At 74.2% G+C, this 14241-nt stretch carries 12 protein-coding genes; 3 read left to right on the plus strand and 9 right to left on the minus strand.

The window, feature by feature from the left end; genetic code table 11:
- Positions 1-146: 146 nt before the first annotated feature.
- The 4 genes from infB to rimP all read right to left on the minus strand — a co-directional run bounded on the left by infB (position 147) and on the right by rimP (position 5457).
- On the minus strand, positions 147-3260 hold the full coding sequence (gene infB / locus ACH5AR_RS31955; RefSeq protein WP_396305029.1) for a translation initiation factor IF-2: 3114 nt from the start codon (positions 3258-3260) through the stop codon (positions 147-149).
- Positions 3261-3490: 230 nt separating this feature from the next.
- Positions 3491-3784 carry a YlxR family protein gene (locus tag ACH5AR_RS31960; RefSeq protein ID WP_396305030.1) on the minus strand — a complete coding sequence of 98 codons (294 nt, stop codon included), beginning with the start codon at positions 3782-3784 and terminating at the stop codon, positions 3491-3493.
- A gap of 76 nt (positions 3785-3860) precedes the next feature.
- Complete coding sequence (gene nusA, locus ACH5AR_RS31965) at positions 3861-4862, minus strand: transcription termination factor NusA (protein ID WP_396305031.1); 1002 nt, start codon at positions 4860-4862, stop codon at positions 3861-3863.
- 55 nt (positions 4863-4917) lie between these two features.
- Entirely contained in the window at positions 4918-5457 is a 540-nt protein-coding gene (gene rimP, locus ACH5AR_RS31970) for a ribosome maturation factor RimP (RefSeq protein ID WP_396305032.1), read from the minus strand.
- A 282-nt stretch (positions 5458-5739) separates the two neighbouring features.
- Here rimP and ACH5AR_RS31975 point away from each other — a divergent pair, with 282 nt between their 5' ends.
- Positions 5740-6657, plus strand: a complete 918-nt coding sequence (locus tag ACH5AR_RS31975; protein ID WP_396305033.1) for a ferritin-like domain-containing protein — start codon at positions 5740-5742, stop codon at positions 6655-6657.
- Between the two features lie 106 nt (positions 6658-6763).
- The gene (locus ACH5AR_RS31980; protein ID WP_396305034.1) at positions 6764-7681 is read left to right on the plus strand and encodes an aminoglycoside phosphotransferase family protein; all 918 of its coding nucleotides are present in this window, start codon (positions 6764-6766) and stop codon (positions 7679-7681) included.
- 14 nt (positions 7682-7695) lie between these two features.
- On the opposite strand, the gene ACH5AR_RS31985 is transcribed toward ACH5AR_RS31980, so the two are convergent.
- The 5 genes from ACH5AR_RS31985 to dxr form a co-directional block, all read right to left on the minus strand.
- A complete protein-coding gene (locus ACH5AR_RS31985; RefSeq protein WP_396305035.1) occupies positions 7696-8271 on the minus strand; it encodes a GNAT family N-acetyltransferase in 576 nt (191 codons plus the stop codon).
- Positions 8272-8338: 67 nt separating this feature from the next.
- Complete coding sequence (locus ACH5AR_RS31990) at positions 8339-9214, minus strand: GNAT family N-acetyltransferase (RefSeq protein ID WP_396305055.1); 876 nt, start codon at positions 9212-9214, stop codon at positions 8339-8341.
- A gap of 236 nt (positions 9215-9450) precedes the next feature.
- A complete protein-coding gene (ispG, locus tag ACH5AR_RS31995) occupies positions 9451-10611 on the minus strand; it encodes a flavodoxin-dependent (E)-4-hydroxy-3-methylbut-2-enyl-diphosphate synthase (RefSeq protein WP_396305036.1) in 1161 nt (386 codons plus the stop codon).
- A gap of 143 nt (positions 10612-10754) precedes the next feature.
- Positions 10755-12059 carry a M50 family metallopeptidase gene (locus ACH5AR_RS32000; protein ID WP_396305037.1) on the minus strand — a complete coding sequence of 435 codons (1305 nt, stop codon included), beginning with the start codon at positions 12057-12059 and terminating at the stop codon, positions 10755-10757.
- A gap of 69 nt (positions 12060-12128) precedes the next feature.
- On the minus strand, positions 12129-13370 hold the full coding sequence (gene dxr, locus ACH5AR_RS32005) for a 1-deoxy-D-xylulose-5-phosphate reductoisomerase (RefSeq protein WP_396305038.1): 1242 nt from the start codon (positions 13368-13370) through the stop codon (positions 12129-12131).
- A gap of 110 nt (positions 13371-13480) precedes the next feature.
- Here dxr and ACH5AR_RS32010 point away from each other — a divergent pair, with 110 nt between their 5' ends.
- The gene (locus ACH5AR_RS32010; protein ID WP_396305039.1) at positions 13481-14146 is read left to right on the plus strand and encodes an NAD(P)H-binding protein; all 666 of its coding nucleotides are present in this window, start codon (positions 13481-13483) and stop codon (positions 14144-14146) included.
- The last annotated feature ends 95 nt before the right edge of the window (positions 14147-14241 follow it).

Consider the following 14241-nt stretch of genomic DNA (forward strand, 5'->3'; position numbering starts at 1 on the left):
TGACAGGTCTCGCCGACCTGGAAGGCCTCGGGGGCAGCCCGGAACGGGCTCGCGCCGCTACGTCTGAACTACCCCGGACCCTACACAGCGAGACCGGGGCCGGTCGACGGAAATACCATCCGTCGACCGGCCCCGGCTGACACCGACTAGGCGCGCGGCTTCTCGCGCATCTCGTAGGTCTCGATGATGTCGTCGACCTTGATGTCGTTGAACGACCCCAGGGTGACACCGGCCTCGAAGCCCTCGCGGACCTCGGTCGCGTCGTCCTTGAAGCGGCGCAGGCCCTCGATCGAGAGGTTCTCCGCCACGACCTTGCCGTCGCGCAGCAGGCGGGCCTTGGCGTTGCGGCGGATGATGCCGTCGCGGACCAGGACACCGGCGATGTTGCCGAACTTGGAGGAGCGGAAGACCTCGCGGATCTCCGCGGCGCCGAGGCGCACCTCCTCGTACTCCGGCTTGAGCATGCCCTTGAGGGCGTTCTCGATCTCCTCGATCGCCTGGTAGATGACCGAGTAGTACCGGACGTCCACGCCTTCCTTCTCGGCCGCGGTGCGCGCACGGCCCTCGGCGCGCACGTTGAAGCCGATGATGATGGCGTCCGAGCCCATCGCCAGGTCCACGTCGGACTCGGTGATGGCACCCACACCGCGGTGCAGGACCCGGAGCTCGACCTCCTCGCCCACGTCCAGCTTGACGAGGGCGTCCTCCAGGGCCTCGACCGAACCGGAGACGTCACCCTTGATGATGAGGTTGAGCTGCTCGATGGAGCCGGCGGCGATGGCCTTGTCCAGGTCCTCCAGGGACACCCGGACCCGACGCTGCGCGAAGGCGGCGTTGCGGTCGCGGGCCGAGCGCTTCTCGGCGATCTGACGGGCGGTGCGGTCCTCGTCGACGACGATGAAGCTGTCGCCGGCGCGGGGCACCGAGGTCAGACCGAGCAGCAGCACCGGACGGGACGGGCCGGCCTCGGAGAGGTTCTTGCCGTTCTCGTCCAGCATCGCGCGGACGCGGCCGTAGGCGTCGCCCACGACGATCGAGTCGCCGACGCGGAGGGTACCGCGCTGCACGAGCACGGTCGCCATGGCGCCGCGGCCCTTGTCCAGGTGCGCCTCGATGGCGATACCCTGCGCGTCCTGCTCGGGGTTGGCCCGCAGGTCCAGCGAGGCGTCCGCGGTCAGGACCACGGCCTCCAGCAGCTGGTCGATGTGCAGGCCCTGGCGCGCGGAGATGTCGACGAACATGGTGTCGCCGCCGTACTCCTCGGCCACCAGGCCGAACTCGGTCAGCTGGCCGCGGACCTTGGTCGGGTCGGCGCCCTCGACGTCGATCTTGTTGACGGCGACCACGATCGGCACACCGGCGGCCTTGGCGTGGTTCAGCGCCTCGACCGTCTGCGGCATGACACCGTCGTTGGCCGCGACCACCAGGATCGCGATGTCGGTGGACTTGGCACCACGGGCACGCATGGCGGAGAACGCCTCGTGACCCGGGGTGTCGAGGAAGGTGATCGGACGCTGCTCGCCGTTCACCTCGGTGACGACCTGGTAGGCACCGATGTGCTGGGTGATGCCACCGGCCTCGCCGGCCACCACGTTGGACTTGCGGATGGCGTCCAGCAGGCGGGTCTTACCGTGGTCGACGTGACCCATGACGGTGACGACCGGCGGGCGCGGGGCCAGCTGGTCCTCGTCGCCCTCGTCGGCGCCGAAGTCGATGTCGAACGACTCCAGCAGCTCGCGGTCCTCGTCGTCCCGGCTGACGATCTCCAGCTGGAAGCCCATCTCGCCGGCCAGCAGCTCGAGGGTCGCGTCGGAGACCGACTGGGTCGCGGTGACCATCTCACCGAGGTTGAACATGACGGAGACGAGCGCGGCCGGGTTGGCGTTGATCTTCTCCGCGAAGTCCATCAGCGAGGCGCCGCTCGACAGGCGAACGGTCTGGCCGTTGCCGCGGGGCAGCATCACACCGCCGACGGACGGGGCCTGCATGGCCTCGTACTCCTGGCGCTTCGCCCGCTTCGACTTGCGACCGCGCGCCGGGCGACCGCCCGGGCCGCGACCGAAGGCGCCCTGCGTGCCACCACGGGCACCCGGGCCGCCGGGACGACCGCCGAAGCCGCCGGGACGCGGGCCGAAGCCGCCGCCGCCACCGGGGGCGCCGCCGCCCGGACGGGGACCGCCGAAGCCGCCGCCACCGGCCGGACGCGAGCCCGGACCGGCCGGACGACCCTGGAAGCCCGGACGGGCGCCACCGGCACCCGGACCGCCGGGACGGCCGCCGGGGCCACCCGGACCACGGCCACCCGGACCCGGACGCGGGCCGGCCGGACGCTGCGGCATCATGCCCGGGTTCGGGCGCGGCATGCCGGACGGGGTCGGGCCGCCGGGACGCGGCGCGGCCGGACGCGGCATGCCGTCGGGACGCGGGGCACCACCGGGACGGGGAGCACCGGCACCCGGGGCACCCGCGGGACGCGGACGGTCGCCGCCGGGACGCGGGGCACCGCCGGCACCGGGCGCACCCGGACGCGGGGCACCGCCCGGACGGGGGGCACCGGCACCCGGGGCACCGGCCGGACGCGGACGGTCGCCGCCGGGACGCGGACGCTCGCCGCCCTGGGCACCGCCCGGACGAGGAGCACCGCCCTGACCGCCCTGGCGGCGGTCGCCGGGGCGGCCCATGCCGGTGGCGCTACCCGAGGTGAACGGGTTGTTGCCCGGACGCGGACCGGCCGGACGCGGGCCCGGACGGGCACCGCCGGCGGCCTGGCCACCGGGGCGCGGGGCCTGGGCGGCCGGACGCGGGGCGTCGCCGGCCGGGGCCGGCGAGGAGAACTCGGCCGCGGGCGCGGCCGGGGCCGCCGGAGCGGCGGGACGCGCGGCCGGGCGCGGGCCCGGGGTCGGCGCGCCCGGCTTCGGGGCGGCGGGGGCGGCCGGCGCGGAAGGCGCGGCGGCAGCCGGGGTCGGACGGGGACCAGGGGTCGCGCTGGGGCGCGGACCCGGGGTCGGGGCACCCGGCTTCGGGGCACCCGAGCCGGCGGCGGGGGAGGGCGCCGCGGTCTTCCGCGGGCCCGGCTTGGCAGCGGATCCACCACCGGTGGGGGACACACCAAGCGCGTCAGTCAACTTGCGTACGACCGGCGCCTCGATCGTCGAGGACGCCGAACGGACGAACTCGCCGAGCTCGGTGAGCTTGGCCATGACGGCCTTGCTCTCCAAGCCAAGCTCCTTGGCGAGTTCATAAACCCGGACCTTAGCCACTTCACTCCTGTCTATGAGTCCGGGGGTCTCGTCCGCCGGACTGTCGCTACTTCATGGGCGTACCCATCGCGTACTCATCGCGTACTCATCGAGTGCTCATCGCAATCTCGACCTACTTCCACATCGCGAGGTACCTGACTGGTGACACGGCGCGCGGCTGCCCGAGCGCTGTGCTTGTTGCGGTGGTTCCCCGCCGCGCGAGCGGCGGGCTGTCGCGGGAGGCGGCCCGACTAGGAGGCTCCGTCCGCCCGCTCCCCGATGAACCCGCGGAGCCGCTCGGTGTCGAGCGCCCCCTGGAGCCGGAAGGCCCGGGGGAACGCCCGACGGCGGACCGCGAGGTCGAGGCAGGCCGGGTCGGGGTGCAGGTGAGCACCCCGGCCCGGAAGTGCGCCGCGGGGGTCGGGAACGCACTCGCCCTCGACCGCCGTGACACGCAACAGCTGGTGCTTGGCCGCGCGCTTGCGGCAGCCCACGCAGGTGCGTTCCGGGCGTGCTCGGACATGCGTCCGGCCAGACGAAGGCAAGTCTACCCCTCCGAAGCGACATGGCGCCGCCCCACCGGCCCCGGAGGACCGACAGGGACGCCCACGACAACAGTGACTACTGGTCCTGCGATTCCCCGGCCTGGCCCTCGGTGTCCGGACGGATGTCGATCCGCCACCCGGTCAGGCGCGCGGCCAGGCGGGCGTTCTGCCCCTCCTTGCCGATCGCCAGCGACAGCTGGTAGTCCGGCACGATCACCCGGGCGGAACGCTGGGCGGCGTCCACGATCTCGACGCTGGTCACCCGCGCGGGCGACAGCGCCGCGGCCACCATCTCCCGGGGGTCCTCCGACCAGTCGACGATGTCGATCTTCTCGCCGTGCAGCTCACCCATCACCGCGCGCACCCGGGAGCCCATCGGGCCGATGCAGGCGCCCTTGGCGTTCAGGCCCTGGCGGCGCGACCAGACCGCGATCTTGGTGCGGTGGCCGGCCTCGCGGGCGATCGCCGCGATCTCCACGCTGCCGTCCGCGATCTCCGGGACCTCCAGCGCGAACAGCTTCTTCACCAGGCTCGGGTGGGTGCGCGAGAGCGTCACCGAAGCCCCGCGCACGCCCCGGCGCACGGCGACGACGTAGCACTTCAGCCGGGTGCCGTGCCGGTAGTCCTCACCGGGGACCTGCTCCTGCGGCGGCAGGACGGCCTCCAGCTTGCCGATGTCGACCAGCACGTTCTTCGGGTCGTTGCCCTGCTGGACGACACCGGTGACGATGTCGCCCTCCTTGCCCGCGTACTCGCCGAAGGTCTGGTCGTCGGCGGCGTCGCGCAGGCGCTGCATCATCACCTGGATGCCGATGCTGGACGCGATCCGGCCGAAGCCGCTCGGGGTGTCGTCGAACTCCTTCGGCTCGACGCCCTCCTCCAGCTCCGCCGGGTCCTCCATGGCCCAGACGGTGACGTGGCCGCTCTTGCGGTCCAGGTGCACCCGGGCCCGGCGGCGCGAGCCCTCGGTGCGGTGGTACGCGGTGAGGAGGGCGGACTCGATGGACTCGACCAGCAGGTCGAAGGGGATGTTCTTCTCGTTGACCAGCGTGCGCAGGGCACTCATGTCGATGTCCACGGCTACGCCTCCTCGTCTTTCGTCACGTTCGTCATGGTCGTACGGCACCGCGGGGTCACTCGGCGCCGTCCTCCCCCTCGTCGATGTCCGCGGCCCCGTCCAGGAGCTCGTCGTCGCCCTTGCGGTTGAACTCGACCTGGACGCGCGCCCGGGCCACCTCCGCGTACGCCAGACGGCGCTCCTTCGGGCGGCCGCGCCCCTTCACCGGCTGCACCTCGACCAGTGCGCCGTCCTCGTCGGCCTCCAGCACCCGGGCGACGAGCTCCCCGCCGTCGACCAGGTGGACCTTGGCCAGCCGACCCTCGGCCCGCTGCCAGTGCCGGGGCAGGACCAGCGGACGCTCCGCCCCCGGCGAGCCGACCTCCAGCAGGTACGCCTCGTTCCCCATCAGATCCGACGCGTCCAGGGCCTCGCCGACCACCCGGCTGAACTCGGCGACGGTGTCCATGTCCACGCCGCCGTCGGTGTCGACGTCGATCTGCACCTGTCGGCGGCTGCCCGCCCTGGTGACCCTGACGTCCTCCAGGTCCAGTCCGGCCTGCTCGGCCAGCGGCTCCAGCAACGCTCGCAGCCGGTCGGTGTGGGTGGTGCTCATCCGGGTGGACTCCTCGGCCGCGTCTGCTGTTGTCAGAAGGTCGCCCCGCGCCCCCGGTGCCACACCGGATCACGGCAGCTCGGCCCAAAGCCTATCCGGTCAGGCACCCAACCACCGATTCCGGACCTCCGCCGACCAGGCGCGCACCACCCACTGCGAGCAAGCTCACACCCGGCACGGCGCACCCCGGCCGGGCCCGGGAAGGCGGGGACTCTGCCATCATTCAGGCCAACGAGGGCAGGCGGGGAGGCCGTCCTCCCGTACCCGCCCGGAGTGGACCCGATGCAGCCGCCCAGCCGACGGACCCTCCTGGCCCTCGGACTGCTCACCGCCGTCACCGCCTGCACCGCCGACCCCCGCGGCGGCGCCCCGGCCGGCCCCTCCCCGCCCCGCGACGCGGACACCCCGGCCCGCCTCCGGGCGGTCGCCGACACCGACCTCCTGCTCGGCGCCTACGACGGCCTGCTCGCCGCCCCCGGCGCGCGGACCGCGCTGCTCCAGCCGCTGCGCGAGGACACCGCCCGGCACCGCGCCGCGCTGGCCGAGGGCCTGCCGAGCGCGAGCCCCTCGCCCACCGGCACCCCGGACCGCCCGCTGACGACCCCCGTCGACCTGGCCCGGCTGGAGCACCGGACCGCGGAGTCCCGCCTGGAGGGCCTGGACGAGCTCAGCCCTCCCCTCGCCCGGCTGCTCGCCTCCGTCTCCGCGTCCAACGCCCTGCACGCCGCCGCCCTCGGCGACCAGACCCCGGTCCGCACCCCCGACGGCGCCGCCGGCACCGCCGACCCGGCCGCCGTCCCCGCCCTCCAGGCCGCCCTCAGCGGCGAGCACGCCGCCGTCTACGGCTACGGCGTGGTCGGCGCCCACCTCACCGACGACCCCGGCCGCACCGAGGCCCGCGCCACCCACGCCGCCCACCAGGCCCAGCGCGACGCCTGGCAGCGCCTGCTCACCGCCGCCACCGCGGCCCCCACCCCCGCCGCCGGCGGCTACCAGCTGCCCTTCCCCGTCGCCTCCGCCGCCGACGCCGGCCGGCTCGCCGTCCACCTGGAGACCCGGCTGACCGCCGGCTACGCCGACCTGGTCGCCGCCCTGCCCGCGGCCTACCGCCCCGCCGCCGCCACCGCGCTGCGCGAGAGCGCCCTGCGCGCCCGCCGCTGGGGCGCTCCCGCCACCGCGTTCCCCGGCCTGCCCGCCTGACCACGGGGCTGCCACCGACAGCGCGCGGGTGGGCGGCCGACGGCGTGCGGGGCGGCCCCGCGCGCCCACGCCGAGGAAACCCGCCCCAAACCCCGACAATGAACCCATGTCGGGAGCCGAACCCACCATCACCGTCCCCACCTGGCTGACGGACAGCGTCACCGCCGCGCACGGCGACGCCGCCCGCTCCTGGCTGGCGGACCTCCCCGCCAGAGCCGGCGCCCGCCTCGCCGCCTGGAACCTCACCCTGGAGCGGGTCCTCGACCCCGGCGGCAGCCTCAGCCTCGTCGCGTACGTCCACCGCGAGGACCTCTCCCCCGCCGTCCTCAAGGTCGGCCTGCCCACCCCGGAGACCGCCCAGGAGCACGCCGCCCTCAGGCACTGGGCCGGCCGCGGCGCCGTCCTCCTCCTGGACGCCGCCCCCGCCGAGGGCGTCCTGCTGCTGGAGCGCCTCCACGGCGGGATCCCGCTGCGCTCGCTGGCCGAGCCCAAGGCCATGCTGGAGGCCACCAGCCTGCTGCACCGGCTCTGGACGGCGCTCCCCGAGGGCCACCCCTTCCCCGGCACCGCCGAGCGGATCGCCGTCGCCGCCCGCCTCGCGGAGCACCCGCACCCCGCCGCGGCCGGGGCGCGGCAGCTGGTCGCCGAGGCCCTGGACACCGCCCGGGGCCTCGCCCGGTCCGCCGGGGAGTCCCTCCTGTTGCACGGGGACTTCCACCACGGCAACGTCCTGGCCGCCGACCGCGCCCCCTGGCTGGCCATCGACCCGCGCCCGCTGGCCGGCGAACGCGCCTTCGACCTGGCCCGGCTCGCTCTGGACCGCGCCGACACCCTGTTCGGTTCGCCCGGCGCCCCCGCCGCCCTGCGCCGCCGGCTGGGCCGGCTCTCCGAAGCGCTGGAGGTCGACCCGGACCGCCTGCGCGGCTGGACCCTGTTCCGCGCCGTCGACCTCGCCCTGCGCGCCCTCGCCGCGGACCGCCGCGAGGACGCCGAGCTCCACCTGGAACTCGCCGGCGCCCTCTGACCGGAGGCGCTCCCCTACGGCGTGTCCGACACGCCCCGGCCGCCGGCCCCGGGCCCGCGCAGCGGCAGCGGGGCCCCCATCACCGCGTACAGCCGGTCCGTCGCCGGGAAGCGCACCGCCCGCGCCAGGTCCCGGTACCCCAGGGCCCGGTACAGCCGCCGGGCCGGCGTCTCCGCGTCGATCGCCGAGAGGATGCTCCGCTCCAGCCCCGAGCCCTCGCACAGCATCCGGATGATCCGCGAGCCGATCCCCTGCCCCTGGAACTCCGGCAGCACGTGCAGCTCGGTGACGGCGAAGGCCCCGTCCAGCCAGTCCCCGTGGCCCCGGGCGGCCAGGTAGGGCTCGATCACCGTGCTCCACCAGTGCTCCCGCCGGTTGGGCATCCCGTACCCGAAGCCGACCAGCCGCCCGCCGCTCATCGCCCCGAGCGCGATCACCCCCGGCTGCTGGGCGTGCCGCCCCACGATGTGCAGCCGTACCGCGACCTCCTCGGGCGTCAGCCCGAACGCCACCGCCTGGACGTCCAGCGCCTGCGGCGCCCAGGCCACGAGGTCGATGGCCCCGATCGTCACCCCGGTCAGCTGATCCATGCTCCGGACGTTACTACCCGTGGCCCCGCCGCGCGGCCGAAGATCCCAACAGCCTGACGCGGACCGCTCAGAACAGCACGCTCATGAACGCCCCGACCTCGCGGAACCCCACCCGCCGGTACGCGGCCCGGGCCCGCAGGTTGAAGTCGTTGACGTACAGCGACACCACCGGCGCCACCTCCCGCAACGCGACCTCCAGGACCGCCGCCATGCCGGTCTCGGAGAGCCCCTGACCGCGGTGCTCCGGGGCGACCCAGACCCCCTGGATCTGGCAGGCGCCCTCCGTCACGGCCCCGATCTCCGCCTTGAAGACGACCTTCCCGTCCCCCCCGAACCGCGCGAACGACCGTCCGGTGGACACGAGTTCGGCCACCCGGGCCTGGTAGAGCAGGCCGCCGTCCCCGGCCAGCGGGGACACCCCCACCTCCTCGGTGAACATCGCCACACAGGCCGGCATCAGGGCCTCGACCTCGTCGCGCCGCACCCGGCGCACCAGCGGATCCGGCGCCACGTCGGCCGAGGGCACCGAGGTCGCCATCAGCGGCTGGTGCGCCCGCACCTCCCGGGGCGGGCCCCAACTGCGCTCCAGCAGGGCCCAGAAGGCCGCCGTGGGCGCCGCCGGCCCGACGATCGAGGAGCAGCGCCGGCCCTGCCGGCGGGCCCGCTCGGCGAACGCCGCGACCGCCTCGGGCCCGGCATCGACCAGGACCAGGTTCGCCCCGGCGTAGCAGAGCGCGTCCAGCACGCCGTCCTGGTCGTACCAGCCCCACATCTCGCCGCCGAGCCGCCACGGGTCCAGTCCGACGGCCTCGACCCTGGTCGCCACGAAGGCGTTGGCGACCGGGTCGCGGTGCAGGACCTCCAGGGCCTCGGGCAGGTCCGGCGGCTCCAGCACGCGGGTGGTGGCCAGGGCCCGGGCAGCCTGGAAGGAGCTCGGGAGCATCACACCGCGATCGAGCATCGGGACAGCACCTCACTGAGACGACTCTGGCCGCACCCTACTCCGTGGCCCCACCCGGCTACGGCCGCGGGGCCGCCCGCGAACGGACGGCCCCGCTTCCGGAAGGACTTCCGCGCGGACGCTCCCGCGCGGTCAGGACGGCCGGCGGCGGTCGGAACGGCCGGCCCGGGGACCGCTCCCCCGCGGCCCCGCGCGCCCCGGCCCGCTGCCGGGCCGGCTCACTCCCCGGCGACGACGGTCGGGGCGCCCGCCTCGACGCCGTCCGCCTGCATCTGCTCGGCGAGCTTGAGCGCCTCCTCGATCAGGGTCTCGACGATCTTCGACTCGGGGACGGTCTTGATGACCTCGCCCTTGACGAAGATCTGGCCCTTGCCGTTGCCGGAGGCGACGCCGAGGTCGGCCTCCCGGGCCTCGCCCGGACCGTTCACCACGCAGCCCATGACGGCCACCCGCAGCGGCACCTCCATGCCCTCCAGCCCGGCGGTGACCTCCTCGGCGAGCTTGTAGACGTCCACCTGGGCGCGGCCGCAGGACGGGCAGGAGACGATCTCCAGACCGCGCTCGCGCAGCCCGAGCGACTCCAGGATCTGGTTGCCGACCTTGATCTCCTCGGCCGGCGGGGCCGAGAGCGAGACCCGGATGGTGTCGCCGATGCCCTCGGCCAGCAGCGCGCCGAAGGCGACCGCCGACTTGATGGTGCCCTGGAAGGCCGGCCCGGCCTCGGTCACGCCGAGGTGCAGCGGGTAGTCGCACGCGGCGGCGAGCTGGCGGTAGGCGTTGATCATCACGACCGGGTCGTTGTGCTTGACCGAGATCTTGATGTCGCGGAAGTCGTGCTCCTCGAACAGCGAGCACTCCCACAGCGCCGACTCGACCAGCGCCTCCGGGGTGGCCCGGCCGTACTTCTCCATCAGGCGCTTGTCCAGCGAACCGGCGTTGACGCCGATCCGGATCGGCACGCCCGCGTCCTTGGCGGCCTTGGCGATCTCGCCGACCTTGTCGTCGAAGGCCTTGATGTTGCCCGGGTTCACGCGCACCGCCGCGCAGCCGGCGTCGATCGCCGCGAAGACGTACTTCGGCTGGAAGTGGATGTCCGCGATGACCGGGATCTTCGACTTCTTGGCGATGATCGGCAGCGCGTCCGCGTCGTCCTGCGAGGGCACCGCGACCCGGACGATCTGGCAGCCGGACGCGGTGAGCTCGGCGATCTGCTGCAGCGTGGCGTTGATGTCCGAGGTCACCGTGGTGGTCATCGACTGCACCGACACCGGGGCGTCGCCGCCGACCGGCACGTTGCCGACCATGATCTGCCGGGAGTGGCGGCGCTTGGCCAGCGGCTTGAGCGGCAGGGACGGAATACCGAGCGAGATCGCGGTCATGTGCGCAGGGTTCCCCGGGGTTGAGGTGTGGTCGACCGCCCGGCCGTGACACGGCCGAGGCCGGGCGCGCTGGGAATCGCACGCCCGGCCTCCACGGTACGGCACCGCAACACGGGCCAGCACACCCGCCGTACCCGAACGTCCTAACCGATCTTCACCGGGTTCACCAGGTCGGCGACCATCACCAGGAGCGTGAAGCCGATGAAGATGCTGGCCACCACGTACGCGACCGGCATCAGCTTGGCGACGTCGAACGGGCCCGGGTCGGGCCGCCGGAACACCTGGGCGAACCGGCGCCGGACGGCCTCCCAGGCCGCGCCGGCGATGTGGCCGCCGTCCAGCGGGAGCAGCGGCAGCATGTTGAAGAGGAAGAGCGACAGGTTGATGCCGGCCAGCAGGTTCACGAAGACCGCGACCCGCTGGGTGGCGGGGATGTCGAGCGAGATGACCTCGCCGCTGACCCGGGCGGCGCCGACCATGCCGATCGGCGAGTCCGGGTCGCGCGGGGCGTCGCCGACGACCGCGTTCCACAGCCCGGGGATCTTGCCCGGCAGGGCGAGCAGCGACTTGACCCCGTTCTCGGTCATGTCGTACATCCGGTCGAGCGACTGCCCGAAACCCAGCTGGACCACACCACTCGCGGGAGTGAACCCGAGGAACCCGGCCTGGACGGTCTGGCCCTTGAGGGGGACGCCGTTGCCGTCGTACTTCTGGACGTCGTTGACCGCGATGGTCGGGGAGAGGGTGAGCTGCTGCCCGTCCCGCTCGACCACCACCGGCACGCTCCTGCCCGCCGACCTGCGGATGTCCTCCTGGAGCTGGTCGTAGCTGCGGATCCGGTCGCCGTCGAAGGAGAGGACCCTGTCCCCCGGCTTCAGCCCGGCCCGGGCGGCCGGGGTCTGCGGCGCGCCCTCCGGGCAGCTGTCGGTGGGCTGGCCCGCCTTGACCACGCACTGGGCGACGGTCTTGACCGTCGGCACGCTCATCTGGACGCCGAAGCCCATCATGACGGTCAGGAACAGCCCGAACGCCAGGACCAGGTTCATGAACGGCCCGGCGAACATGACGATCATGCGCTTCCACGGCTTGCGGGTGTAGAAGAGCCGGCCCTCGTCACCCTCCTGGAGCTCCTCGTAGGAGGCCTCGCGGGCGTCCTCGATCATGGTGCGCCAGGGGGAGCTGCTGCGCTTGGCGATCCGGCCGTCCTCGCCCGGCGGGAACATCCCGATCATCCGGATGTACCCGCCGAACGGGATCGCCTTGATGCCGTACTCGGTCTCGCCCTTCCGGCGCGACCACAGGGTCGGGCCGAAGCCGACCATGTACTGCGGCACCCGGATGCCGAACAGCTTGGCCGTGGAGAGGTGGCCGAGCTCGTGCCAGGCGATCGAGACGAGCAGCCCGATGACGAAGACCAGGATGCCGACCACCGTCAAAACCGTTGCCACCGCTGGTCCTCCGTCATGCCGCTCCGCTCATCGTCTCGTCCTACCGCAATCAGGGCTGTCCGTCGACCGTCAGCCGGCCGCCAGCTCACGGGCCCGGGCGCGCGCCCAGTCCTCCGCGTGCAGGACGTCCTCCACCGTCAGGGAAGTTCCCGCCGCCCCGCCGCCGTCGCGCCGGCCGTGCTCGGCCACGACCTTGGCAACAGTGTCCACGATTCCGGTGAAGGCGAGGCGCCCCTCCAGGAACGCCTCCACGCACTCCTCGTTGGCCGCGTTGAACACCGCCGGGCTGGTGCCGCCCAGGGTGCCCACCTCGCGGGCCAGCTCCACCGCCGGGAAGGCCTCGTCGTCCAGCGGGAAGAACTCCCAGGTCGCGGCCTTGGTCCAGTCGCAGGCGGGGGCGGCGTCCGGCACCCGGTCCGGCCAGCCCAGGCCGAGCGCGATCGGCATCCGCATGTCCGGCGGACTGGCCTGGGCCAGGGTCGAACCGTCCGTGAACTCGACCATCGAATGCACCACCGACTGCGGGTGGACCACGACCTCGATCCGGTCGAACGGCACGTCGTACAGCAGGTGCGCCTCGATCACCTCCAGGCCCTTGTTCACCAGGGTGGCCGAGTTGATCGTGACGACCGGGCCCATCGCCCAGGTCGGGTGCGCCAGCGCCTCCTGCGGGGTCACCCCGGCCAGCTGGTCGCGGGTGCGGTCGCGGAACGGGCCGCCGCTCGCGGTGACCACCAGCTTGCGCACCTCGGCCCTGGTCCCGCCGGCCAGCGCCTGGAACAGCGCGGCGTGCTCGGAGTCCACCGGTACGATCTGGCCCGGCTTCGCCACCGCCTTCACCAGCGGACCGCCGACGATCAACGACTCCTTGTTGGCCAGCACCAGCACCCGGCCCGCCGCCAGCGCCGCCAGCGTCGGTCGCAGGCCGATCGACCCGGTGATGCCGTTGAGCACCGAGTGGCACTCCACGGCGGCCAGCTCGGTCGCCGCGTCCGGACCCACCAGCACGGTCGGCAGCGGACCGCCCGCCGCCTTCGCGGCCAGCGCCTCGCGCAGCGCCGGCTCGGCCGCCGGATCGGCCACCGCCACGGTGTGCACGCCCAGCCGCACCGCCTGCTCGGCCAGCAGCTCCACCCGGCCGCCCGCCGCCGACAGCGCGACCACCCGGAAGCGGTCCGGGTTGCGGAGCACCACGTCGACGGCCTGGGTGCCGATCGAGCCGGTGGACCCGAGGATCACCAGCTCCCGGGGGCCGGAGGGGTCCGCCACGGTGGGCGTGAAGCGCAGCTGCGGGTGGGCGAGCGTAGTCATGCGCCCATTGTGTCCCCTTCGCGGCACTCCCCAGGACGGGCTCCCTGAAGCGGCCTCCCCGGGACGGGCTCCCCAGGACGGGCTCCCGCCCCCGGGCTACCGTCGGAACCATGCGTACCGTCATCGCCGGAGGCCACGGACAGATCGCGCTCCTGCTGGAACGGCTGCTCGCCGCCCGCGGCGAGCGCCCCGCCGGGATCATCCGCCGCCCCGAACAGGCCCAGGACCTCCTCGACGCCGGCGCCGAGCCGCTGCTGCTCGACCTGGAGTCCGCCACCGCCACCCAGCTCGCCGCGCTGCTGACCGGAGCCGACGCGGTGGTCTTCGCGGCCGGCGCCGGACCGGGCAGCGGTGCCGCCCGCAAGAACACCGTCGACCGGGACGCCGCCGTGCTGCTCGCCGACGCCGCCGAGCTGGCCGGGGTCCGCCGCTACCTGATGGTCTCGGCGATGGCCGCCGACGCCGCGGCGCACCACCCGGACGAGGTCTTCCGGACCTACCTGCGGGCCAAGGGCGCCGCCGACGACGCCGTCCGGGCCCGCACCGCGCTGGACTGGACGGTGCTGCGCCCCGGGCTGCTCACCGACGGCCCCGGCACCGGCCTGGTCCGGCTGGCCCCCTCGGTCGACCGCGGCTCGGTGGACCGGGCCGACGTCGCCGCCGTCCTGGCCGCCCTGCTGCACGAACCCGGCACCGCCGGACTGACCCTGGAACTGGTCGCCGGGAACGCCACCGTCGAGGAGGCGGTCGCGGCGGCCGCCGGGCACGACGGCTGACCGCCCGGGGAGCGGACGGCAGGAGGGCCCGGTTCGGGGAACCGGGCCCTCCTGCCGTGTCGCGACGGCGGCGCTGCGGCGGCGCCACCGAACCG

Source organism: Kitasatospora sp. NPDC018619 (genome assembly GCF_044391605.1).
Classification (GTDB): Bacteria; Actinomycetota; Actinomycetes; order Streptomycetales; family Streptomycetaceae; genus Kitasatospora.